Origin of the sequence: Pedobacter sp., assembly GCF_965249885.1 — a bacterium.
Taxonomy (GTDB): Bacteria; Bacteroidota; Bacteroidia; order Sphingobacteriales; family Sphingobacteriaceae; genus Pedobacter.
This window is the reverse complement of record NZ_OZ252254.1, coordinates 3,104,693-3,129,850: the sequence shown is the minus strand read 5'-3', so window position 1 is coordinate 3,129,850 and position 25,158 is coordinate 3,104,693. Positions and strand designations below refer to the sequence as shown.

23 protein-coding genes are annotated in these 25,158 nt (G+C 41.9%); 10 read left to right on the top strand and 13 right to left on the bottom strand.

Annotated elements, in window-relative coordinates; translation table 11 throughout:
• Positions 1 to 35 precede the first annotated feature (35 nt).
• Positions 36 to 1,064: a fatty acid desaturase family protein gene (locus ACY2A0_RS13325; protein ID WP_461789975.1), complete on the top strand. Its 1,029-nt coding sequence runs from the start codon at positions 36 to 38 to the stop codon at positions 1,062 to 1,064.
• Between the two features lie 76 nt (positions 1,065 to 1,140).
• Here the strand turns inward: ACY2A0_RS13325 and ACY2A0_RS13320 are convergent, their stop codons facing one another.
• The 10 genes from ACY2A0_RS13320 to ACY2A0_RS13275 all read right to left on the bottom strand — a co-directional run bounded on the left by ACY2A0_RS13320 (position 1,141) and on the right by ACY2A0_RS13275 (position 13,333).
• Positions 1,141 to 2,133, bottom strand: a complete 993-nt coding sequence (locus tag ACY2A0_RS13320) for a formylglycine-generating enzyme family protein (protein ID WP_461789974.1) — start codon at positions 2,131 to 2,133, stop codon at positions 1,141 to 1,143.
• A 6-nt stretch (positions 2,134 to 2,139) separates the two neighbouring features.
• On the bottom strand, positions 2,140 to 2,943 hold the full coding sequence (locus ACY2A0_RS13315) for a DUF4350 domain-containing protein (RefSeq protein WP_461789973.1): 804 nt from the start codon (positions 2,941 to 2,943) through the stop codon (positions 2,140 to 2,142).
• Between the two features lie 191 nt (positions 2,944 to 3,134).
• The gene (locus tag ACY2A0_RS13310) at positions 3,135 to 4,301 is read right to left on the bottom strand and encodes a peroxiredoxin family protein (RefSeq protein WP_461789972.1); all 1,167 of its coding nucleotides are present in this window, start codon (positions 4,299 to 4,301) and stop codon (positions 3,135 to 3,137) included.
• A 466-nt stretch (positions 4,302 to 4,767) separates the two neighbouring features.
• Positions 4,768 to 5,793 carry a hypothetical protein gene (locus ACY2A0_RS13305; protein ID WP_461791573.1) on the bottom strand — a complete coding sequence of 342 codons (1,026 nt, stop codon included), beginning with the start codon at positions 5,791 to 5,793 and terminating at the stop codon, positions 4,768 to 4,770.
• A gap of 252 nt (positions 5,794 to 6,045) precedes the next feature.
• Entirely contained in the window at positions 6,046 to 7,380 is a 1,335-nt protein-coding gene (locus ACY2A0_RS13300; protein ID WP_461791572.1) for an SMODS domain-containing nucleotidyltransferase, read from the bottom strand.
• 1 nt (position 7,381) lies between these two features.
• Positions 7,382 to 8,581: an SAVED domain-containing protein gene (locus tag ACY2A0_RS13295; RefSeq protein ID WP_461791571.1), complete on the bottom strand. Its 1,200-nt coding sequence runs from the start codon at positions 8,579 to 8,581 to the stop codon at positions 7,382 to 7,384.
• Between the two features lie 17 nt (positions 8,582 to 8,598).
• A complete protein-coding gene (locus ACY2A0_RS13290; protein WP_461791570.1) occupies positions 8,599 to 9,486 on the bottom strand; it encodes a hypothetical protein in 888 nt (295 codons plus the stop codon).
• Complete coding sequence (locus ACY2A0_RS13285) at positions 9,474 to 11,693, bottom strand: Piwi domain-containing protein (protein ID WP_461791569.1); 2,220 nt, start codon at positions 11,691 to 11,693, stop codon at positions 9,474 to 9,476. The genes ACY2A0_RS13290 and ACY2A0_RS13285 overlap by 13 nt, the downstream gene beginning before the upstream one ends.
• A 136-nt stretch (positions 11,694 to 11,829) precedes the next feature.
• On the bottom strand, positions 11,830 to 12,228 hold the full coding sequence (locus tag ACY2A0_RS13280; RefSeq protein ID WP_461791568.1) for a hypothetical protein: 399 nt from the start codon (positions 12,226 to 12,228) through the stop codon (positions 11,830 to 11,832).
• Positions 12,229 to 12,262: 34 nt separating this feature from the next.
• Positions 12,263 to 13,333, bottom strand: a complete 1,071-nt coding sequence (locus ACY2A0_RS13275) for a helix-turn-helix domain-containing protein (protein ID WP_461791567.1) — start codon at positions 13,331 to 13,333, stop codon at positions 12,263 to 12,265.
• A gap of 380 nt (positions 13,334 to 13,713) precedes the next feature.
• Here ACY2A0_RS13275 and ACY2A0_RS13270 point away from each other — a divergent pair, with 380 nt between their 5' ends.
• From ACY2A0_RS13270 to ACY2A0_RS13250, 5 genes are all read left to right on the top strand, one after another.
• Positions 13,714 to 13,986 (top strand): hypothetical protein, encoded by a 273-nt coding sequence (locus ACY2A0_RS13270; protein ID WP_461791566.1) that lies wholly within the window; start codon positions 13,714 to 13,716, stop codon positions 13,984 to 13,986.
• A gap of 5 nt (positions 13,987 to 13,991) precedes the next feature.
• Positions 13,992 to 15,308: a hypothetical protein gene (locus ACY2A0_RS13265; RefSeq protein ID WP_461791565.1), complete on the top strand. Its 1,317-nt coding sequence runs from the start codon at positions 13,992 to 13,994 to the stop codon at positions 15,306 to 15,308.
• A 3-nt stretch (positions 15,309 to 15,311) separates the two neighbouring features.
• Positions 15,312 to 15,512: a hypothetical protein gene (locus ACY2A0_RS13260; RefSeq protein WP_461791564.1), complete on the top strand. Its 201-nt coding sequence runs from the start codon at positions 15,312 to 15,314 to the stop codon at positions 15,510 to 15,512.
• Between the two features lie 186 nt (positions 15,513 to 15,698).
• Positions 15,699 to 16,166: a Panacea domain-containing protein gene (locus ACY2A0_RS13255; protein WP_461791563.1), complete on the top strand. Its 468-nt coding sequence runs from the start codon at positions 15,699 to 15,701 to the stop codon at positions 16,164 to 16,166.
• A 9-nt stretch (positions 16,167 to 16,175) separates the two neighbouring features.
• Positions 16,176 to 16,937, top strand: coding sequence for a hypothetical protein (locus ACY2A0_RS13250; protein ID WP_461791562.1), 762 nt, complete (start codon positions 16,176 to 16,178; stop codon positions 16,935 to 16,937).
• A gap of 146 nt (positions 16,938 to 17,083) precedes the next feature.
• Here ACY2A0_RS13250 and ACY2A0_RS13245 read toward each other — a convergent pair whose 3' ends face one another.
• On the bottom strand, positions 17,084 to 17,803 hold the full coding sequence (locus tag ACY2A0_RS13245; RefSeq protein WP_461791561.1) for a hypothetical protein: 720 nt from the start codon (positions 17,801 to 17,803) through the stop codon (positions 17,084 to 17,086).
• 211 nt (positions 17,804 to 18,014) lie between these two features.
• Here ACY2A0_RS13245 and ACY2A0_RS13240 point away from each other — a divergent pair, with 211 nt between their 5' ends.
• Positions 18,015 to 19,163 (top strand): SMEK domain-containing protein, encoded by a 1,149-nt coding sequence (locus tag ACY2A0_RS13240; protein WP_461791560.1) that lies wholly within the window; start codon positions 18,015 to 18,017, stop codon positions 19,161 to 19,163.
• A gap of 322 nt (positions 19,164 to 19,485) precedes the next feature.
• Here ACY2A0_RS13240 and ACY2A0_RS13235 read toward each other — a convergent pair whose 3' ends face one another.
• Positions 19,486 to 19,776 (bottom strand): hypothetical protein, encoded by a 291-nt coding sequence (locus ACY2A0_RS13235; protein ID WP_461791559.1) that lies wholly within the window; start codon positions 19,774 to 19,776, stop codon positions 19,486 to 19,488.
• 71 nt (positions 19,777 to 19,847) lie between these two features.
• Complete coding sequence (locus ACY2A0_RS13230; RefSeq protein WP_461791558.1) at positions 19,848 to 20,498, bottom strand: DNA-binding response regulator; 651 nt, start codon at positions 20,496 to 20,498, stop codon at positions 19,848 to 19,850.
• A 488-nt stretch (positions 20,499 to 20,986) separates the two neighbouring features.
• Here ACY2A0_RS13230 and ACY2A0_RS13225 point away from each other — a divergent pair, with 488 nt between their 5' ends.
• The 3 genes from ACY2A0_RS13225 to ACY2A0_RS13215 all read left to right on the top strand — a co-directional run bounded on the left by ACY2A0_RS13225 (position 20,987) and on the right by ACY2A0_RS13215 (position 25,055).
• Entirely contained in the window at positions 20,987 to 22,411 is a 1,425-nt protein-coding gene (locus ACY2A0_RS13225; protein ID WP_461791557.1) for a hypothetical protein, read from the top strand.
• Positions 22,412 to 23,281: 870 nt separating this feature from the next.
• Entirely contained in the window at positions 23,282 to 23,992 is a 711-nt protein-coding gene (locus tag ACY2A0_RS13220) for a hypothetical protein (RefSeq protein WP_461791556.1), read from the top strand.
• Between the two features lie 28 nt (positions 23,993 to 24,020).
• Positions 24,021 to 25,055, top strand: a complete 1,035-nt coding sequence (locus tag ACY2A0_RS13215; protein ID WP_461791555.1) for a hypothetical protein — start codon at positions 24,021 to 24,023, stop codon at positions 25,053 to 25,055.
• Positions 25,056 to 25,158: the final 103 nt, after the last annotated feature.

Below are 25,158 nucleotides of genomic sequence, written 5' to 3'. Positions count from 1 at the left end.
TCTTAAGAAGAGAACAGCAACAAACTAAAACCACTATGCATTTCTTTGAGAGAGTTCTGCAGCCACCTACCTACGGCTGGAAAAACCAAGATGGAGATTTAATTAAACCAAGTCCTTCTCAGTTATTTAAAGAGTTTTTTACACGCCTTAACATTTTTCGCGATAGAAGAAATTGGTTGCCTTTTTTCAGTTGGCTCAAAATACTTTGCTTAATCCCGTTTTTCTTTATTTTTCTGACATACTATTTGGAATGGTGGACAGTATTGGCTGCATTCATTTACAGTATGATTGTGATGGGTACACACGGTACCATTTGGCACCATCGTTATTGCACACATGGCGCTTATACGTTTAGAAATAAATTTTGGCGATTTATTACGCAAAACCTTACCATTAATGTTATTCCAGAAGAAATTTATGTGGTTTCGCACCATGTTCATCATTCCCTTTCAGATAAGCCAGGCGATCCTTATAATGCGCAAGGTGGTTTTCTTTACTGTTTTCTGGCGGATGTAAATCATCAGCCTATCGCTAAAGATTTAAGCGAAGCAGAGTTTAAACGCGTACAACAATTGATGGAACACACCGGTGTTGCTTCCAACACGTATGCACAATATTTAAAATGGGGCTCTTATGTTAATCCGTGGAACGCAGTCGCATCATGGTTGTTCAACTGGGCATTTTGGTACACTGCTTTTTATCTAATTGGTGGCCATGCTTTGGCCTGTACGCTATTTGGCGCTGCCGGTTTTTGGGGTGTTGGCGTACGTACTTTTAATTACGAAGGCCATGGCAAAGGAGAAGATAAAAAGAAAGCTGGGACAGATTATAACTGGAAAGACAATTCGATTAACCAACTTTGGCCAGGCTTTGTAGCTGGCGAATGGCATAACAATCATCACCTATATCCTAAAAGTGCCCGCAGTGGATTTAAACCGCATCAAATTGATTTGGCTTGGTATTATATTAAAATGATGCACGTGTTTGGAGCGATAAAATCTTATAAATGCTTTAAAAAGCAATTTTACGCTTATCATTATTTACCGATGAAGGTCAAGCCTTAGTAACTTACAAAATACCTGTAGTTGCTATAGAGAATAAGGAACAACGTCATATAAAATCGGATTGCATTTAGGCATTCTAATCTTTTACGCATCTAAACCCTAAATTATTGGATGCGCTGTTGACCTCTCCTTTTCCCCTTGAGCCAGCTCTGTAACGGTTGCAATACTCATCGCTACATAAAAAAGAGCCGCCCCGCTGTACTCGCTTTACCAAACCCGGTTCCTGTGGATCGTAACTGTCAGCTGGTCCCTGCGGACTTTGTTGCGGACTGTTTTGGTAGTAATCTGGCCTATAAAAGTCATTGCACCATTCCCAAACATTGCCTTCCATATCATATAAGCCAAACGCATTTGCGGCGTAAGATTTCACCTTCGCTACACCAATATAACCATCCTCCTTACTATCAGCATTTGGAAACTGGCCTTGAAATATGTTCGCTTGCCATTTGCCATCGGGCTTTAGTTCATTGCCCCAATAAAAAGGCTGCTGTTCCTTCCCTCCTCTTGCTGCGTACTCCCATTCAGCCTCGGTTGGTAATCGTTTACCCGCCCATTTGGCATAAGCTAAGGCATCCGTATAACTCACTTGCACCACCGGCTCGTCATCAATGGCTGTGCGTTGATCACCAAAGGGATGTCTCCAATAAGCCCCTTTCACATATTTCCACCACATTAATGGGTTGGTTAAATCTACAGCATAATTTGGCGGACTAAAAACTGCTGAACCTGGCACCAAATCTTCTACGGGAACATTAGGGAAATCCTTTGGATCTAAGGCTTTCTCTGCCACAGTTTGATAACCAGTAGCTTTTACAAAGGCAGCAAATTCCGAATTAGTTACTTCGTGTTCGTCCATCCAAAAGCCCTTCAAACTCACCTTATGCAATGGTTGCGCATCGCCAAAGCTTTCATCAGACGAACCCATGGTAAACTCCCCTGCGGGTATCCAAACCATACCATCCTTCGTTTTAATTTGATGGTTGGATGTTGTTTGTTGTTGACTAGGATTGGAACATGATAACCAGCAAAAAGCACCTAAGCAAATCCCGAAAATTGACAGGCTTTTCATCAGCGATTATTTCTTTTTGGCTTTGCTCAATAGCCACGCCGCAATGTCATCGGCGGCTTTATCATTTTCAAACTTTACTGGCAACCTACCGTTAGTATATTCATTGTACAACCAAGGATCGCCCACCGCTAACACCATTCCTTTACCATATTTGACACTCACCATGGCCACTTTACCATCGTTTGTTTTTAAAACAGGTTGTACATTTTTATCGATTATATTGATTGAGCAGGCATTTTTAATGAAAATATGACTAGCGGATTTGAACACAGGATTTCCTTTGGTAGAAAGGCCTCCGTCATCAAAGTGCGCATCGTCTTTTACAAATAAAATCAAATCCATGTTGAACGTAAAGCCAAATTTAGACGGCAACACATTGAAATGCGTCAAATCAGCATTTTCCTTATCATTAGTCATTAACAATAATACACCGCCATTTTTTACCCATTGGGCAATAGCCGTAGCATCTTTGTCATTCATGTAATTAGGTGTTGGATTATCACCCACATGATCAGGATCTACGATGATAAAAACATCAGTATTTTTTAAGTTCTCCGCAGTTGGAGCTTCTGTAAGCACGGTCAAATTTTTCGCTCCGTTTTTTTTGAATGCAGCTCCGAAAATGGAAAAACCTGTAGACTCGGTATCATTCCACAAATAGTGAAAGTCTGTCATTTTACCATCGGCAGCCTTCTTCGTCTCGTGGTTGTAGTAGTTATCAACCGTAACCGTTTGTGCATTCAGCTGACACAGTGATGCTGTTAAAATTGTAGATAGCGCTAGAAAAATACGTGTCGTTTTTATTTTCATCTGGAACTTAAGTGATATTAGTTTATGAGCTATGATTTCAAAACATAAATTTAGTAAATATGCCGGTATTAGCTAGGAATTCTTTAGATAGAAAAGCTTATCGACAGTTAGTCTGTTGATGTGGTCTTTATTGAATTGTTATCAAAACTACATACCTATATATTACGCTAAGCCCGCTTTAAACCAGCTTGTTATCGATAGATTTCCGCAAGCTTGGCTTCAAGATCATTTCCCCTTAGATTACTTGCTATAATTTTCCCGTTTGGATCGATCAAATAGCTTACCGGAATCGCTGCTACCTTATACGCTTTAATTAAAGGGTCATTTTTTTCTTTGCGAGTATGAATAAATAGGTTTGTTCCATCTTCCTGGATAGCCGCTTTCCATTTTTTTTCATCAATAGCATTATCAATAGATACCTGAATAATTTTAAAACCTTTGTCCCGATATTTTTGATATGCTCTTTTTAAGAAAGGAGATTCATCCCTACAAGGTTTGCACCAACTCGCCCAAAAATCTAGCATTACGTAGTTTCCTTTATATGCTGACAACTTTTGAACCCCTCCCTCAATGGTATTAAAAGTAAAATCTATGGATGCTATACCATTATTCAAAATTTCTCCAGTTGGCGGGACGTATTTTTTAGTGAGTCTAAACCATTTCAACTTGTTCTTCACTATTTCAGAACTTGAAAACTTCCTTTCCAACTCGTCGAGTAATTCATCAAAATTATCATCGCTGAATCCAAATTTAAGCCAATTTAAACCAGAATAAACTGTTGCTACGCTTTCTGTCTTTCTTAACATTGCTACGGTATAGTCCTTGATTAAACTTGCTAGGGAATCAATCTCCTTTCGAGCGCCAACAGTCATGGAATTTTTAAACTGTTTTTCCAGTTTTGATTTGGCTCTTGCCCAATCTGCTGGAAAATAAAATAGCGTATTCCAATCAACACTAGAAGGGGAATTCTCAAATCGAAATTTGTCGAGATAAGCTTTTTCATCATTGAACGCTTGTTTTAAATCAATATATATTTCTGGAGTACGATTATTGTCGAGAACTGGATACAGAACAAACATTCTTTTATTCTTATCACGTATAATTAATTGAGCCTGAAGTTCCTCTTTAACACTCGCACCGTTCAATGTGACAGTTGTGTCATTACTGTTTATTACAACAGAATCCACTATTCTCGTTTTTTCATTAACAATCTGTAAAAGATTGACCTTACTTCCCGCGGCGTTGGTAATACTCAATCGCACTTTCGGATGTGTGTTCTTAACTTCAGTCTGCGCCTGTGCCAAAAACACTTTCAGGAACATCAAAACCATTAATGACAGCTTATTTTTCACTTCCATTATCTAAATTTCAACAAAATAAATTCCAAATTAATTATTCTTTCTAACGGTATAAACAAATGCCCGGAGATGCTCCGCAATCATTTACTTAAGATTAGCTACAAGATACAACACATCTTTCACTAAGTATACCTAATAACCAATGAATTAGATCAAAATAAAAAAGGACAAAACAACACTAAAGTTGATTTGTCCTAAAAAGTGGAGGTGACGGCACTATTTCACGAAAGATTTCTGGGAGATTTAGAAAGGCTTGCTTCGCTAATTGATTAAAAATCAGCACATTTAAACTTTATAGTTTTTATACAGGATGGTTCGACCTTCGTGAGGTTTCGGACCATTTTGTTATTGTCGTCACCCTATTTAGATACTGCCTTATTTTAGTTCAATGACTTGCCTTTCCCCGATTGGAGGGTGTTTGGTGACTACGAATTTGTCACAGCACCAACACAATGGTATCGGTTGCTCAACCCAAAAAACTGTCTATCGCCTCTTTAATTTTGTCTCGATAGAGTTCCCTAAACTGAATACCGAACTGACCATCTTTTATTGCTGTGGAGAGTGCAGGAGGCGCATCTGGGTTTTCGTCCCAAAAGAGCACACCCAAGTCTGACAGATGTGTCCTTCCATTGAAAATATGCACACAGGAAATAACCTCAGCAGCTACGCATTCTCTGCTTCCGCCTTCACAAGGCATTCTGTCACCGAATTCAGCAAAGTTGTACGTTTCCAAACCTTCAGATTCAAAATGGGTTACTAATACCTTACCGTTGACATATTGCTGATGAACAATAGAAATTGGAACTGGGTTAGGATTACTTTTAGCCATATCGATCACATAAAAAACGTAGGCTAGGTTATTCAACCTTTTGAATTTTCCATCCTGGAAATACACAAGATCAAAGCCCCCACCCCAACCATCCAGCAATGTTTGGGCAGTCACCCGTTCGTTGAGCATGAACTTCATGCAGGTATTCAAGACCCGTTGTCTATAAAATAAAGGGGTGAATTCTTTCTCTGTCAAATAAGGATATGTCTGCAAAAAATTGGTTCCCCAATCTTTCGCTCCACTCCCTGCGGACACCAACATTACTTCACCACTTTCGGCGATCGACCATTCACCTAGGCGCAGTACCACAAAACGGTCTTCCCCCATCACGGGCAGGACAAAGATGGCGGCACATCGGGTGGCCGACTGCAGCGAATGAAATAATTCCGCAAGCGACGCAAGGGTAACCTTTCGGTGCAAAAAGAAATCCCTGATTTCAACCACGAGCGCTTCGATAATGGGTACATCTCCTGCAAAGCCCACACATAGTATATCCTGAACAATAATTGTTTTGATGTTGAACTCGACTACCGGAGTCGGGGTGACGGTCAATCGATTGGTGGAGGGAAGTACGATCGTGGACAACTTACCTTGATCGGAGATAGCTCTGTCTCCCACTATCATCGGATAGCCATTATCTATGATTAGAGATATCAAGCTCATGCCAGGCAGCGTACGTTATTGAAAAAAAATTCAAAGTTTGCATCTTCGATAAAGGAATAGGTATGGTTCATGGATGACGTTGACAAAGTGCTATATTTAATTGGACGGACGAAAGGAAATAATCATTCTACGGGCTATGGCTATCCATTAATCGATCTTTTCTGATTCTTGCGTCAAGCGCTCACAAATAGAACTGCAAAATCCGCCGACCGGGGTCTATTTGTCCACCTTAATCTCACAACCTGGAAAAAATTAATAAATGATAACGGACTGTCTATCTAGGGCAACACATTTTCCGTCCTTGACTACATAGCATTCCACATAATGGTTCCCTTTAAATTTCGTGTATTCCATTCGAGAACTGTCCCCTTGAAAAATCTGGCCACGGATATGATTCTCAGCTTGGGCAAACTCTCCCCTGTTCAAGACTTTCCAATAAATCGTGTAAGGAGACTGGATATCGGTAGCGGTAAGGTTGAAATTGATCCAACGGCCTCTTTCTACTTTGTTCCCCTTTGAAGCCAGCTCAAATGCCCTATAGCCACCAGCTTTTGGCTGCACCGTCCCTTTTACCTTGATTTTGTAATTGGGATTTAGCTGAAGGGGTATGCCGAGATGGACGTCAATTTTTTGCTCTGTGTTATTGTATGCGACCAGCCCCCGATTTTCAGTAGCTGTCTTGGTTTCAGGCTTCTTAAACCCTTCTCCAAAAATCTCTTGCCATTTCCCCAAGCTTTTCTCCAGATTTTCCTCTTCGTAGGCTTCGATCACTTTATCCGCATAGAAGATCATCTTGGACCTGAACCCCTCCCAACCACTTTGGTCCCATCTATCACTAAAATTCTCTCCAGTCTGTCCGGGATCACTAATGGTGGGAAGAACAATATTTGCTTTAACGTAGGCCTTCAATTTCTTCATCACCGTGTACAGGGTAGTTGGCACATCATTGTAGCAATCCTTGTTTTCCAGTAGTGCGGCATCATTGACCTGATCCCCGACCAGGGTATTTAAAATGATAGATTTGATGGAGAACGTCTGTTTATAATCGCGAAGATATTTCAGCAACCTGATCACCTTTACAAAATGGTGCTTGGTGATTCTATTCCTTTCATCCAGCCACTCGTTATATTTTTCCGGATCCGTCAATTCAAAAGTATTATCATGCCTATTGGTCACATACCTTTTGTCGTGGCGATCCAAGAAAGGAACCACATCGATATGAAAATCGTTTGCGTAGGTGACAGTTACACATCGCGTCTTTCTACTAACCATTTCTTTGTAGGTCTTACTTTCCCTGAATTCTTCATAGACCTTCTGTACATAATCCTTCGCTTCCCAGTCCTGCACTTCATCGATATATAGGAGGATATCGGCATCAAATTCGTCATTGACCTGCACAGGTTTGATAATCGTCTTATGGGCATAAGATCCTTGGGGAATGACGTCCCTATAGATTTCCTTAAATGTTTGGGTTTCCTTTAGAAAGTTGGTGATCGCTTCGGTACGATCATCCAATAGGGTGATACGTGCAGGATTGAGGTTAACCTCGTTTTCCAGGAACTCTTTAAAATAGCTGATTAATTTCATTTCATTTGGCGTTAATGGTTAAGGCATGTCTATAACTATCCCTACAGCGATCATATATGGCCAGTTCGGGGTGTGCATCACGCATGATGCCTCGACCGCAGGCAATTGCTGCCGTAATGGGAATGGCAGGCAGGAGATGGATCGTACGACATGCACTGTGATTGACCTCCAATCTGCTTAAGAACTCATGATAGGTGTTACAGAACTGATCATAGCTCTGTTTATTCCTGAATATATTTCTATGGGGCACGGTATCTATGGGCCTAATTACGTAAATGTTCCGTCCCTGGACCATCTCACTGGGGAGCGAAGCAAGGTCGATCGTGCCACTAATACATAAAAGCAGCAATACCTCACAGGAAGGATCTTCCTGCAGGTTGAGAACTTCAAACATTTCTATTTTTTCCGTACTGGACCAAAGCCACGTTTCCTCCTGGTCCCTATGCTTTTGATAGAACGAAGTGGGCACTTTATCACCAAGTTCATAGCCCAGGTAGGCCAGCAAGGGAATCCGGCTAAAGGCGAATACGGATAGGTGACGGACGTTTCCCATCGATATCCCATCGCGCAGGCGCAACAAACTTTTATCGATGATGCCCTTACCGGCAAGCCAATAGCTTTCCCATTGTTCTTCGGGGTCGGCAAGGCTGGTCAAATCGATCTCTATTCCCTGCCTGTCGTAGCTATCCAGGAACATGGCGAATTTATTCTCGCTATTGAAAACCACATTCCGGACATTCTCATTGCTCACTTCTACAGGTACGCCCCTAATGCCGCCAAGCATTCTGACGACGACGCTCTGCGCATCCATCTGTAGGCCAGTGAGATGAAGAATTCTTTTTTCATGATCAGCTTTATGTTTCATCAACCTCTGCAGGGAGAATTCCTCGATCAGCTCTTTGGTATCAACAATCTTATGGTGTTCGGCGCATAGCAAAATCAGGTTGTCCGCAGTATTTCTGATGTCCATCGGTACATCTGACAATCCCCTTGGAGAAGCTTCATCTTTCTTCCAGCCGGCGATGTGCGCCATTTCCCCAATGGAGACGTTATACTCCAGGTCCAGCAAATATTTGTTACAGATGGCGCAGCGGCCACCAGATTGCACCCACAGCCGAATCTTTTCCTTGAGGACTACATCCGGTCGGGTCTCCACCTGATAGCCATCTATTGAAATCTTTACATTTTTCTTCTTAGCCACTATCTCATCTCTTTAGATTAATCCTTCATCTTTTTGAACTGGAAGAATGCATCGATCGCATTTCTTACCCATTTCACTATCGTTTTCCGCCATCCCAGAATTCCGAACACCCCTACACCGGACACACCGATCAAGAACAATATTGGCCTCACAAGATTGGGAAATTTCTCCTCCACGCCGTTCAGCTTTACCAAGCCATAGAAAACGGCGACGATCAATAGCAAGAGTATCAGCCAAGTGAAGCCTTTGGCCAAGAGGTTTGCCCGACGGTCGAATGCGGGAAGGAAAATCGTTAGATCGTGTCGTTGTTGAGAGGTCAAAAAACTCTTCTTAACGACGGCTACCTCAATAGCTTTCAGGGAAAGCAAATCCAGAAAATCATCATTATAAAATGGAAAAGACTTCATCCAGAGCGCACTAAAGGTCTTATTCACCTGTTCATCCTGGAAATGTTCATCCTTTGCAAGGAATTGATAGACCATTGATATCTGATGATAATCGTTCTTTGCACTAAAATTCCCCGCCAAGATGTTCCGTAAGGTCTCCCTGATATCTTTGTCCATCTGAGTTGCCCTGGACAAGGACAAGTGGATCACTGAGGAGATCCAAGTACTATCCAAGCTAAATTTGGTAACTGCACAGACGATAGCAAAGAGCACATAATTATCATAAATCCAATGGCTATCTGCGGTCGGCTGTCTCTTTGCAAAAACGGCAAGAAATTTTTCTGCCTGCACCTTGTCATTTTGCCTCACTGCGATCAGTAAGTTCAGAGCCAGGTTGGTGGCATTGGCGGTATCCTGCGCATAGTTGCCAATCTGTGGAGAGGTCAACTCACTGATCAAAGGCTGCAATGGCGACTGAGCAAGTCTCTGGATTAAGTCATTTTGTTCTATAGAAACCATTTTTTATTCCTTAAAGGTTTAACGAATAAGGGATCCCATCCTGGAACAGCACTAAGCTTGTTCAGCTGATCGGTAATAAAAGTGGCATACATCAATGATACAGGCAGCTGGGAAGGCTTAAATGTCCGGAAAGAAATGTTTGTCAGGCGATAAACCTGCTGTACAATGTAGGTAGGGTCGGTAAATGTCGATTTGGGGTGGATCCTAATCACTAATGGCCCGGTAAAGCCCTGCTTGCCAGATTTTACGTCCAACGGACCTTTCAATTGAAGTAGACACACACCGGGCTCCAACATCAGGTTGGTTCCACGCTCTGGCGTTAGTTTTCCCTTTACAGTAGAAATAAACCTGGAAGCTACACCTTGCTGGTCGAGATCGAATATGAGATAGGGATGGTTTTCTCCAAAAGAAACAAAAGAGAACTTAATATCAAATTGCGGATACAGTTCGATCAACTGAGCAACTACCTCCACCTCCAAGTTCTTCATAGGCTTGAACACATGGAAGATGATCCGTACAATCGCCCCGTCATCCCATCCCTGCTCTTTGGATATGGTATTAATAGAACCCTTCAGACTTGATAATAATTCATCGAAATAATCCTGATAGGCTACCTCCTTTGATCGAGAGCTGAAGATGTATTTACCATCAGCATTGAAAAAGGTCGTAATGCCGACCAGCTTATGCTGTTGGGCACCGGCATATAGATTATTCCTGACCAGTGAGCTCCCTACGCCAACAATAAGCTCGTGGGCGATATTGGGACTTGATGGCAGCACCCAGGGGGTGCCACCCAATTTAGCATACATCTGTAGCGCGCATGAATCGAGTACGAACTTGGGCTCGCGCGCATTAATCTCTTTGATATACTGCGCGGTTATGCCATGCTGAAGCAGATAGGCCTTACTTATCCAGTAAAGGTCCTCCTGAGGGGATAGCCTTTTAAATTCTTCCCTGGTTTCTATAATGGCGATATCAAATCCTCCTTCATTTTGCTCCACAGCCTTTTTGATGGCGTTCATAAATACATCGGCCCTGTAGCTTTCCACTTCCACGATCTGAAAGTTCATATCATGCAGCCTATACATGGCCACAAAACCTTTGGCAAATGTTGGCGCTTCACTAAATCCTTCTTTTAACCTACCTAGAAACTGAGAAAAGGCACCAACGGAATTTTTATGGCATACCACTAGCACTCTTGGCTGGCTGACCTCAAAAAATTTCCCGAAGTCATAGGGGCCATATTCCATCAATCCTTTGGAGGGTGAAGCATTGGTCTTGCTTAGTGATACATCGAAAAGATATTTGGGACTTTCCAGCTTCAGGGTAGGAAAGGCCGTGGAGCCCTGGCTTCCCAGCGTAAAGCAGAAACCATCACCGTTTTTGAATTCCAATTGGGAAAGATGTTTGGCCAATTGGAAAATCTCCTTATGAAGAATGGTCGGGTCATTCCTCATAAATTCCTTTTGTTTCACTCTGGAAAGAATGTTTTCCGCCCTGGCGCTATCCAAAACGAATTCAAGGTAAAGACGGATGTTCTCATGGGTCTTGTTAAGGAACAGCTCATCCAGGGGAAAACTTAGGTCGCCATTGTTCGTTTCTACTATTGCCTTCGTACCATCCACCTGCTTGACCCTGCCCAGTGCCTGGAATGTTGGCGCCACTACTTCCTGGCTACTCTGGTAACGAATCAGGTTGGCCACTTCCAAGGTGGCAATATCAAAGCCATTTTCCTGCAGTTTCTGACAGTTTTGACGGAGCATCCATTTATAGGAGCTCCCAATTACAAGCATAAACTTTTTTCTTCCCTGGATTGTGGCGCGCTTGATATCGATCTCGTTCAGCTTTTTGTAGGTAATCGTCTTTTTCAATGGATCAGGCAGCTCATCCAGAATCAAATTGTGTTCATCTTTGGAAGACGGAAATGTAAATGGATTGAAAGATGGTTTTACCTGGGGGAATTTATCTTTGAACGCCCTAAAGAATATATGTCTGATCAGCGAACCGACCACGTAAGGTTCTTCATCTACGTTGAGTGTTACCAGTTCGCCCAACATCGGCAGTTCGGTCGAACCTGGGGAAATATAGATATGATCATCCTTCTTGAAAAAAGAATACTGTGAATTATACTGATCTCTGAGCTCGTTCAGCTTATCGGCCGAATATGGGAGCCTTTGCACCTGGAATTCCTCAAATGGGATCTCCAATGGAAAAATGTTACTAGTTAGCCTCATGAGGTATATTTAAATAATTGTCCTTCTCCCACTGAAACCATAAAGAGTTCCGCTGACCTATGCTAACCAGTAGATCTTTCCAAAGATCCATCTATCGATGCTATGTCTATTACCCGTTAAAGTGTTCGATGAGGAATTGGTGATATTGTTGATTTTTTATCTTCTGTTTATAAAAATCCTTCACGGCCATGATCGGCACGTTAAAAAAACTTGCCATGTCCACAACCATCTCCTGATCTTCTTCTATGATCAAGGTGCATCCACTGCTGAGGCACAGATGAACCAGGATCAGCACTCCATCTCCGGCATGGGGAAAAGCCCCACTATAGGTCTGTATAAATTCATAGAGATCATCGGGGTGATCGTCAAATCTCACAAGTCCCTTTTGAGCAAGTCCCCTTACCTCAAATTGTTTTGGTCCAGAGTAATAGGACAGGCGGAGTTCGGAAATCACTATGGGACCTTCCTGTACGACAATAGCTTCCAACAACTGCAATTTGCTGAGCATGATAAAGTGCTGTATGTTATAGAAGACGAACATCCTAGAATTCAAAAGATTTATTGAGGTATCGGTCTTCTATCATGTCAATTGGCGTTCCGGTAAGCTCCATGGCTTTTTCTTTGGTAATCCTGCGCTCTACGATCGCGCGGGCTATCAAACTTTCAAAGCGCTTGGGCTTTTCCTGGCTTTTGGTGTAGGCTCCAAAATTTTTTGTCTGCTGCCAGGATTCATAAATATCCAGCCATTTACGTTTGGTCTCGTCGGTGATCATTCCAATATTCTTGGCGCGAAAGATGATTGCCTGGATGGAAATCCCATAGGTTTCCTTCAATTCCACCAGTTCCTGAAACGATATCGAAGTCCGTCCCTTTCCGACAAACGATATTAGTGCATCTTCTGGCAACAGCATTGCGGAAGCAAAATAATGGCACATCTGCTCTTGGATATCCTTACTTAACGATTCCATGAATATCAATACCAGATGGGCAAGTTCGTGCAGGATGGTAAACCTCTTACGGGTCACTTCCCTATCCTGATGCTCGTTATATATGATTACCGGAAAGCTTTTCCCATCATCCTCAATCAATCCACACACCCCGGGAGAGTGTGTCGGCCTGTTTACGGTTAAAATAATAAAACCATTCGCTTCCAGAATACCGGTAACATCATCAATCGGTGCTTCACCTATCTTAAGTTTCTTCCTGAATTTTTTGGCAGCCTTTTCTACATCGGCAAAAGTGCTGATGACCATATCAGTCAAGGGATTTTCAAATTCAACCCTTTCCTGCAAAATAAAAAGCAGGTCAATATACTTCTGGGCCTCGTCCCTGACAATATCCAGGATTGCATCCTTCTCTTTCTGTTCATCCAACAGCCGATGTCCGTCCCTAAAATCAATCAGGCTGATTTTCTTTCTTTTCACCGGAAAAAAATGCCAAACCCCAACCCCCAGCGCATCTGCAATTTTTTTCAGTACCATGTTGCTCGGGGTAATGGTATCATCTTCATATTGCTGAATTGCAGGCTTGGATACCCCTGCCAGATCCGCAAGCACCTGAATTGAGTAACCCCTTTTCAACCTTAATTCCTTAATTTTTGACCCAAACTGCATAATCGCCCTTTCGTATAGTCAAAACTAAAAAATTAAATTATACTATACAATTTTTTTTTTAGATTCTTTTAGTGTCGCCCCAGCAGCGGACAACCCGGCAGCCTGTACACCACCAGACAAGGAAGAACAGTTTCCGAGTCAATTGCATGGAAGTAAATAGTTTAAACAGAAGATATGGCTAGATGAACTTTTACAAAAAACTTTCGCCCAAGTATTTAGTGGTCAGACGATCTTGAGTACATTCAAAAGTTTCAGTGAGCAGAACATTATAATCTTGAATGGCAAAAGATCCCGGGTTAACGATAAACAGTCGAACTTTCTGTACGAGAAAGTGCTGCGTTCTGGCATTTTACCTCTGCATTCCAAAGGCGGAGAATAGCATGCGTGCGCTAAATACCACTCGGGGTATCAGGATGGCCAAGGAAATGGGATATCCCAATAAAGCCCCTTTGGGATATGTAAAAATGGAAGGGACGAACGGCAAGAAATATATCAAGCCTGGATTATATCCAAAAACTATCAGCTGGAATGGAAAGTTTGGAACGGAAAAGACTGGGGCTATTACCGAACTCTACAGCACCAGCACTTTTCTTATTCAACCAATCGGTTATACGTTTATATATTATTTTAATTATATTTATCACATATTCTAAAGCTCATGACTGCTATTGTTGGTGTATTAAATTCACAAGGAATTGCTATTGCGGCCGACAGTGCTGTGACCGTATCAGGAAACAACATCAAGAAGGTTTATAACCGGAGCAATAAGATTTTTACGCTTTCCAAGTTCCACCCCGTTGGCATAGCGATCTATAACAGTGCAGACTATTTGGGCATGCCTCTGGAGACCTTGATCAAGATGTACAGGAAGAAATTGCAGGATAACTCCTTTGATACCCTTGAGGAATATAAGAATGATTTTATTGAGTTTTTGAGAAGTCAGATCGGCAACATAACACCTGCAATGCGAGAAAGTTCTTTTTTTGGATTTTGCTCGGAGGCTCATTGGGAAATAATAAATAACACCATCGAAACTTTAGAGGGAAGACCAGAAGCGTTTGAAGAATTGGAAGAGGATGAAGCCTATGCTATTTACCATCAGGTTGTTGGCGAGGAAATAGATAAGTACTCGGCCGAACTTGCTAAATATAAGCAAGCTAATTATACCAATATGGACTATGACACGTATTGCAAGTTTTATGAAAATCAATTATTGTCTATTGTCAATTTTATTGAGACAGAGATAGACAAGGAATTTGAGGGATTTACCATACTTGCAGATCATGCAGAGGCCATAAGAAAGATGCTCTTCTCCCTTATAAACATCGAATATATTTTCGAAAAACATTGCGGCTTAGTCTTTATCGGCTTTGGAGAAATGGAAATGTACCCTTCTAGTCATCTAGTTTTAGCGGGAACGCTGATCGGCGATGACATGAGAATTATAAAAGGTCCCCCCGTTAAGATCAATCCTGGAGTACCGCACGAGAACGCGAACATTATTCCCTATGCGCAGGGCGATGTAACTACCACAGTGCTAACGGGAGTTGACCCAAATTACAAGAGCGAAGTGAAACAGGCGATAAAAAGTAGCTTTGGGTCGGCCTCTTCTCAGATTGAGGGCTTGATTAACGATACCAAGCTTTCAAAACAGATTGGAAATGCTTTGGAAACAATATCTAATGAACTGATTGATCGTTTAGAAGCATATCAGTGGGAAAAGATAACAAGACCGCTCCTCGAGATTCTAGCACATATGGGAAAAGAAGATATGTCTGATCTGGCCGAGTCCCTTGTTAACATAACGTCCTTAAAGCGTAAGTTTACATCATCAGACTCAGCTGATGAAAGTGTTGGAGGTCCTGTTGATGTCGCAATTATTACAAAGGGGGATGGTTTTATTTGGATGAAAAGAAAGCACTACTTCGATATCGAGAACAATCAGGCTTTCAGGGATAAGTATTTTAAAATATAGTTTATGGTCAATTCAAAGAAGTATACCGATCGGAAAAGGGCATTAGCACAGCTAGAGCCTGAAGAAGCACGTTCAACAGCGAACCCCCATTTGAATGTCGAAAATGCTCTCAACGTTCATCGTCCATATATCTCAATTTCCCAACAGATGGAAGCTGTGGTGGAGCGGGAATTTCAAAAGATAAAGTCTGAAATAAAGCCTTAAAGACCACCAAACCTTAGACTTACGAGTGAATGCTGAGTTGTAACAATTTGATACAGCGGAAAAAGAAAAAAGCTAAATATTTTAGTACTTTCTTCTGGGCATTATTGAAAACTTTCGGGAAAAAGCTAACTTTGTGAACTGGAGATAGCCTATGTAACTGGGTATATCATCAAATTTATCTGAATTATGGAAGATATTAATGCTGTATGTGATTATGTGATTTTCCGCTTGAAAGCGGAAGGTAATGGAGAGTTAAGCCATCTTAAGCTTCAGAAACTATTGTATTATATTCAATCGTGGCACCTGGCTTTTTATAAAAAACCGCTGTTTGAGGGAAAGTTTCAAGCATGGATACATGGACCTGTTAACAGGAGAATATACAACAGATTTAAGGATACAAAGTATATGTACTCCTCTATCAACATTTCAGACATGCACCAAGAGAATATCGTCGAGATACTAAGCCCTGACACCAAAGAACATATAGATAATGTTCTTGAGGTTTATGCCGGTTATTCTGACACACAATTGGAAAAGAAAACCCACTCAGAACAACCATGGATAACTGCAAGAGATGGATATGAGACTTACCAAAGGTGCGAAGAAGAGATTGATGAAATACAGATGGGTAAATATTACGCAGCGCGTCTATAAAAATTTGAAATGGGCAAACCTAAACCCGCGAAGCCTGTTGACGTTTCAAATGATATCCAACTCAAGCCAAAAGATATCAAATCAACTCATGAGCGACTACTACCGAAAGATACTACCAGGGTAAAGAAAGTCTATTGGTCTTTTGGATTTAAGTTTTTTGAACAAGTAGAGTATTTCGGGCTGAATAAGATGGAGACTAGTTGGTTTGTCTCCGTGATTGAAAGGCTTAAGGACACTTCAAAAATGGAGTACACAGGAGTAACGGAAGTACTTGAAGATGGCTATAGATACCATGAGATCAATTGGAACGCCAAAAATATACCTCTACAACGTAAAGATTTTACTTGGGTCCATAAGGACTACCTGGACAATGAGCTGGAATTTCCTTTTTGTCAATTTCATGTATCGAAAGGAAAAGGACGAATTGTGGGGTTTTGGGACGAAAACAACGTATTCCAAATTTTGCTCTTAGATCCACTGCACAATTTGCAGCCGTCTAGTTTTACCTCTTATGAATTAAGAGATTGCTTTCCCGCAAAAAGCGAATATGATATTCTCCACTGCGAGATACAAAATATATCTGCGCAGTCGTGTACAGATCCCAATTGTAAAATTCTGGACGCGGTAAAAAAAATCCCGAGTTATGCCAACCATCCAAATATTGTACTTGCACATTTGGATGATTCCTTCCATGCAAAACATATTGAAATTCTACAAAAAAAGACATTCACAGAAATACTAGAAGCCGGGATATTCTCAATGATCACTTAACCAGCAGAGATTTCACTAACTCCCTGGATATGCCTGTTATATCTCCCCCTGTCGGGAACTAATAAGCATTTAAAATACTGAATTGCTTAGTTATATAACGCTATCCAAAAACACCTATACGATTGACCTGTAGGGCTGCGCATTAATCAGATCATGTTTAATCCCAATTGCCGACCAATGCTATGCTTGCCGATCAGATAACGTTCTATCTCAAAGGCGTCCACTCGGGTACGCCCTGCAGCGCAGACAACGTGGTAAGATCCAGTTAAGATATGCTGATGGTCATCATTCAATCCTAACACCTGCGCCCTACGGGCCTTGATGCTTTCGCCCAGGAGCTTTGGAAACCTTCTGTGCGTCCCGCGCATAGCCAACTTGACGTGTTCTTGAAAACGCCTCATCCAACCTCTCTTTGTCACCCCATAATACACAAAGGTTTCCCCTTCATCAATGATCAGCGCATGTAGATATACCATGTATGTTGCAGTCAACGGGGGAAGCCCTTTGAGCAAATACCTTATCGGTATTTCGACACGTTGAGGGATATTCAGCGCAGGCGAATGCAGATTGATGTGCATCATTGGGGGCAGGCCGAGATCATCCAATTTCCTTCCGACGGTAAAGGTACTAAACGGCCTACCGTCTTTCAGGTACTTATCAAACTTCATGATGATCTGCGCTCCGTCGACTTCAAGCGTGGAATTAGCACCGTGGCTTACATTATGGGAAACGATCTGATCTAGCAGGCCCATCTGCCCGTTAAGTTGTTGCAAAGATTGATCGATCATTTCCATGTCGGAAATAGCTAAGGTTAAATCCTTGCACAGATAGCGAAAATTCTCCTGGTTCAAATATTTAAAGCTCATTTCGAATTGATTTTATTGATCCTACCAAAGGGCGGTCGTAAGACAACTCTTAGCATCAATCCAAAATACACTAAGCATTCGGTAAGATCAAGGCCATAGCATAATTGGTGATCGGGATTGATGTAACTCAGAAATGTCTGTACATCTAAATTGAGGCCTGGCAATACAACGGACAAATAAGTATCTTGGATTATAAAACCTTATCAGCATTATGGCCAAAGTAGATGACGAACTAAGACAAGTAAGAGGATACCTCACATTTTGGACTTCAGGAATAAAAATCGCCAACGCTACCGGACTTTACGATATCAATAAAGTTTCCGAAGGGATAGCGCAACAAGTATTAAACATGATCTACGGCTACCAACTGAAAGACCTGAACCGGCCCAAGATCAATTTTCCTGGCATTGATCTTGGGGACCAGGAGCATAGCATGCTCGCCTTTCAGGTAACCTCTGCAATCAACTGGGGCAAGATCAACCAGACGATCGATACCTTTAAGTCATACCAACTTTATGGCAGTTATACCCATGGGCTCAAGTTTTTTGTGCTTGGCGACAGAAAGAGAATAAGGCCTGTTGTTGATGATGATATCAATTTTAACTCCGCAAGGGATATTATTTTCGTTGAAGATCTTATGGAGGAAATTTCTGACCTCTACTATAATGACCAGTCCAGGTTCCAGAGTGTCAAAACATTTTTAGCGCGTGAATTCCCTGCCATTTCCAACGAAGACGATAGCGTTGCTCCCAGGCCAACCCTTCCCAGTATCAGGACGGACCTGATCATTCTGGAAATAGACCGAATTTGGTACCACTTTAATCACGTAGGAAATGATTGGCATGATAAAAGCCCGATATTCAAAAAGCTTACACGGTTCTTGGATCACTCCAATGAACATGTAGCTGATCGGGTCTTTGCCTTTATTGAAGAAATATATGATCTAAGAAATGAAAAGAATGCAGAGTCTAAAGCTTCCGACATCAAATCGATGCTTTTGGATTTCCTCCCAAAAGGTCTGGGCAACGGCAATCCCATGGGTGTAGAAAATGGAAGAACCTGCTGTCATATCGGACACGATTTTGCCTACGACGGCCTGATACATCTCAATGATTTAAGGGTGGCAACCCATGGTCTATGGATTATGAAATACGTTTATCGGCTAGGTAAGAGGAATGGCATTGAAGCACTGGTCGATTACGTTCACGCTGAATATGATCACCTACAGATGCAACTGGACAGACCCGAAAGAAACGACTTGGGGAATGCGCAGCAATTGACTTCGATCTTTAGGACAGATCTGGATGCCCCTGGTATGTTCCTGCCCAAACTGCCGACAGAATTGATGATTTTAGTTTAAGGCGAATCTTTTTTCAACTACGCAGCTAGGAAGCGTAGCTGAAAAATAACTTTGAACAAACTTTAATTCCTTAACTATGGAATCGCAACCATCCAAAGATCAAGATAAGTTAAGTAAAAGATCCCTTGCCCTGAAGGAAGAGGCTCAAAAGATCGCAGGGATCCTTGGCGAAGCCTAGGAAAGCCTGAAGATCATGGAATACCTTACCAAGGGAGACCCTGCAATAGATTTCTACAGCGTAACCCACAAGACATGTGCCGGATCCTGCAGTACCAATCATCGCGCCGGACAGGAACTGCTTGGCAATCGACAGAGACCTCACTTACCTAAGTACCATCCTTTGCTCCCAGTTGCGGAGCAGCCATAGCCTTACCTGAAGGTGGGTGAGCCGCTTTTCGGGAAGAAAGATCAACATCTCTTCTATTTTCAGTAGTTGATGGTAGCGTATGCCGCTGTCATCCATCAGCTTGTTGACCATGCAAAGCACCTGCGGGCCATCGTGCCTGGCGAAGACGAAATGGTCGCCGAAAACAGAAGCTGATGAAGGTGGAGATTGGTCCGGACTCCAGGTGTAGCGCGACTTGAGCAATAATTCTTTTCTGGTAATTTTCATGTTGTATGGAAAGTGGTGTACGGTGAATGTTTTTCTATTGACAAATCGACTGTTCTCAGGCAGCACCCTGTTTAGGATACGATCCCATTCTGCACGGCATACCTGATCAGTGAGGTGAAGCTTCTGGTACCCGTTTTTTTAAAAAGGAGCCCAAAGTGCCGCCTTACAGCGGGCAGGCGCATAGAAAGCTGGCGGCCGATGGAAGCTTCGGTCATACCTCTGGCCAAAAACTGTAGCAGCTGCACCTCGTGCCGCGAGAAGGCCGTCTGCTGGCTGGCAAAGGTTTCTAGAAAGGGACTGTGCCTTAATTTGTCGGCCATGATGGCAAGGTACAGCTCACTGGACAGGTATCTTCCGCCGTCGCTGACCAGCTGCAGGCAGAACAGCAGCTCTACGGGGTCAACGTTCCTCAGCAGGTAGGCATCGATCCCGTCTATGAACTTAGGAACGGCAAAACTGCCGTCCTGGTCGACGGGAACGAGCCAGACGATACTGGTGGCCGGCGAGACCGATTTGGTCCAGCCCACCAGTTCTGCGCGTTGGCCGAAGGGAAGCTCCAGTCCGATCAGGATGGTGTCGACCGGCTGACCGCTGAGGTAGCCGCCCAAGTCCCCGGCATCGGGGCCCTCCCCGAGGATGGTCCATTGGCTGTCGGCCCCAACCGAACTGGCAATGTTGCTCCTGAACATTGGATCAGCGTCGAATAGCAGTAAATTTTTCATTAAAACTGGATAAGCCTATGTTAAGGTAATCAAGATCGGGATTATAGGCGGTCCAGAACCGGAAGAGGGAAACTACTTGATAAACAAAGATATCCGCAAAAGGTTTTGGTTAAAACACGAACATATCATTATGAGCGCCGGAAATATAGTCCGTTTGCAAGGAGCGAAAAACTTTGGAGGCTTAACAATACAGCTCTACCCTTTTAAACTTATAGTGGACAAACGCAATAATAGTTTTTTTGTCCTGTTCATGGCAAATGCTGCACTTAGAGCGCACAGATGAACTAAGGTTTGACAGTTCCGAACAATGCCCCTTACCAATCTGTAGCGGATAGGCGTTCGACAATCAAGCAATAGATACACCTGTAGGAAAAGAAACGACCAGGCAATTAATCTGATAAATAATCACGGACTGATCGAAATCGCTTCTTTCACTGCAAAAGTCCAATTCCGATGCGTTTTGCCCGATGAGTTTCTATATTTATAAAATGGAAATAAATGATTTTATCGGGGATATCAAATTTGTAGCGACACAAAACCTGTTCTACCAATTGGCCAACGAACTGGTCGTCAAAAAGCTGGACCCCACAGGCGTTACGTGCCAGATCGAACTGGTGGGAGAAGGCGAACTCCATCAGACCAACGAATGGCTTGCCGTTCCATCATGGATAAACATGGTCGTCTCGCCGACCTTTATAACCGATCATTTGATTCCCCAGACCGATGGGTTTTCTAACTTTCAGGAAAACTTCATATCGCTATCAGCAATGCTCAACCATAAGGGTGATGGGCAAGGAAAAGAAAATGAGTCTCCTTTTGATAACTTTCATCCGATCACCTTGATCTTCGTGACAGACAAGGGGGATAAGCTCAGGTTTCTAATAACGCAGAATAATAAACAGAAAATTACAGAAGCCTATCTGGCTGCCCTGGATGTCATCAAAACGATTGTCAGGGGCAAGAGTAGTCCAACCACGGCTGCCATTAATTCTGTTTTCAAACAACCTGACAACATGGTATACTTAACATTTACCGAAAGTGGTTGGAAGGTCATCGATATCTTAGGGCACGAAAGCTCGAAGGCCAGTGAAACATACTTGAATAGAAATGACTTCCGAGTCAAAAAACCGTGGATTATTTTCCAGAAAAACAATGTCCATCGCTATAAGATCATGGACAATAATTGGGTACTGAACTTTGACAACTTGGAAACCCTGATGTTGCAGCCCAATGATGTGTCTATCTATTCAAACATCTGCCAACAAAATCTGCAGATGGCAAGTGAATTCTATGGCGAACACATCTTACCAAGGCAAAAATACCACGATGGCTCGTTTCCACCTATCGAACAGCAACGGGAATATTTCGATTACTTTCAACTGATCATTACCTCGGTCATCTTTGCCTACACCGCAGTTGAAGCTTTCGTGAATATCTGCATCCCCCAGGGATTCGAGCATGTCGAGGAAAAGGAAGGTAGTCGAACGATCTATTCAAAGGAGGGCATCGAGCGTAAATTCTCATTAAAGGACAAGCTCAAAAAAATATTACCGAAGATTCTGGAATCCCCAGATCCGACAAAAGAGAAATGGTGGGGCAAGCTTGTTAACCTAGAGGACATCAGGAACGAGATCATCCATACCAAGGAGGCCAGATCAGAAGAACGATACTCCAAATTGCTTTCCAAGAATATCTTTGAGCTGATCAGGGCGCATGGCGAGATCATCCGTTATTATGGCAGATATATCGACCGCAATAAACCACATTGGCTAGAGAAATTCCCCTATAATTTTGGATATAACGGTGTAGTGCCAGGCTTATCCGATTCTGAGGAATGCAAAGAATGGACCGTCGACGTTGTACGGCACCGGCGACTAACCAAATTGAAGGATAAAAACGACAGGATAATTTGATGTCGTATATGCCCAAAATATCAACACCTTGAATTGATTGAGGTCAGATGATCCTTCATGTGCCAATTTTGATCAAATTGTCGAGAGTTTAAACATTAACTTATTTTAAGAAACGTCGCCGACAGGCTGTAATTATGCGTTAACCAGCGTGTTGCCTTTTATGGACTTACCGAACAAGGCCGACCACCTTATACAAGACATAAATAATAAGCTTTAACAACAAGACAAGGAACTCGTATTTGAGTTACTTGATTCCTTTATCTCCGATAGAAAAATAAAAAATGCACTGGGGTGAGGTTTATTTGCTGTTAAATATCTACAAATAGAATTATATTACCCTATAAGAAATATGTCTGCTACTTGCAGATCTTGAGTTAGTTCATCACTATTGGGGGATATTCCAAAAGTGGCCACCTTTTTTTTCTCCAAAGTGGCCACCTATTACGCTCTAAAGTAGCCACCTGATTTCGCTTAAAAGTGACCACTTGACTGATTTTAAAGGGTTTTAAGCATTGAGATTGTTGTTCTGGATTGATGTGTAGTCACTATGTTTTACATGCTTTAGAGCTTCTTAAACTTATCTAAAATCGAAAGATTGTTGCCTGTTCCGATGTAGTTGAATTCTTGTTCTATATTCTGTTGATAAACGGAGTAGATGTGGCCTTTTGCGTAGCAAAAGAGGTTTGGAAAGAGTAGCTACTGGAAATTCCCTGGATCCCAGATTATGAATATCGTATTACCGATGGGATAGGTTCGCAAAGGCTGAACAATCGGTTTGGTGGCCAGTTTGGAACGAAAGATGGTGGTTACTTTTGACGAAATCTACACTTAGCCATTGTCCTAGCTGCTATCATCGCTTTCTTTTCTAAATTGTTATTAAATAGACTGCAGCAGTCTGGCAAGTACCAGGGCGACAAAAAAATCGAATTCCAAAGGGGAGACATTGCCAAGTACAATGCAATTCTCTCCTCATTTTTTCAAAACCACCTTGCAGCTTCCCAGAAAATATTCGACACTAGGGTAAAGGCTTACGAAGCTCTGTGGGAAAAGGTATTAAAACTCAAAGAAGAGTTTCCAGCGGGGATAGCTTTGGTTTATCAACTTCTAATGGATGACGAGCTAAATGCAGAAGATGCATTCCAATCATTGGACAAAAATCCTAAATTCGGTCCAACCCTTAGAAGCTACGATCACGATAAGGAAATGATAAAACTTGTAGACAGCAAATCTTTGCTTCCCAAATTCAGACCATACATTGCCGACAAATCACACCAATTATTTGTAACCTATAATAGTTTGTACGGTAGAATTACGCATTCATTTATTTGGAATTATCAAAAAGGCATATTATACAACTGGAAAAAAGACGAAGCTCTTATAAGCATTCTACAGATAAGTCTTACGGCAAATGAACTAAAATTCGTAATGCAACAGAAATCCAGAGCTCTAAATTCTTTGGCAGAAATGTTAGAATACAAGATCATGGCCGACATGAGGGAGCAACTGCAAATTTCGGATAGTCAAAAGGATTCAATCCAATATATTAAAGACATCGACAGACTGATCCATCTAAAAGACTAGCTGCATAATTAAATTCATAAATACCAGAATGCCTAAATTCCGAACGCACCTCATCATTGAAAAAAGGGAAGCCGATAAAATCAGGAAACTTTCCTTCCAAAAATTTAAACTTGAATTTGTTCCTGAGCCGACCAATTGCTACTGGGAGGACATTGACGGCAAATCAAGCATGATCAGTTACGGAGGAAGAGATCCCAAAACGATAAGAGAAGATGAAATACCAATGAGCGAAATGCTGATCGAAACAGATAGTTTAGAGATTTGTGAGGATTTTATTTCGATAGTTCAGGGCGGAATTTTATTGGCCTATCCCGATATCTCCTTTACGCATCATTTTCCCTTTATCGATGAGTATATACAAGAGCGCGACAGACTATATTCTGATAAGGCGTTTTTTGACTATTTGAAGAAAATCGAAAACGTAGCATTTGGATGCATTATCGCTGAAAGGGTAATTGAAAATAACCAATTAGTCTATGCCATTGAAAAATATAAAACTAGTCTAGGATTAGCTTCATTTAATCCTAATGCGATTAATCCCAGGTACGGCCAGTATTTTGACCACTACGACATAAAAAGGGAATTCCATACAAAGGCAGCCTTTGCAATCATAGCGGCTTTTTCTGCCATTGAAGAATTACAACTTGAAGTTCGATCGAGCGCAAAACATCCGCGGTTTTTAAATACCGATACTGGCGAATGGAACCCCGTCGTTCTTGAAGATGTAAAAAAACGTTTGAAGGACAACAACATTCCGCATGCTTTGACAATGGATTGGGTCTATAGAGGAAAACCGACTTTTATTGAAAAGGATATCAAACCTTACTTTGGCTTCAATTCGCAATGGATCAAGTATGGAGAGAACGTGAGAGATCAGACATTAACCATACCTGAAGCTATCCATAATGCAAGTTATTTGCGAAATTATATCGCGGCTCACAAATTTCAAAAACTCACTCAATACATCAGCCCTTACGATGTTTACAACGTTCAGGCATTAGTGAGGTTGCTTATCCTGCACAAACTCAATTTTTGGGAGGTAATGCTAAAGAGAAACAAATAATCATTTTGTTTTACAATCATCCATCTTGATTGAAGTTATTATTAATTAGTAAGTTGCAAGGGAGATTTCATAACTTATAGTTTAAAATACAGTTTGTAATGGG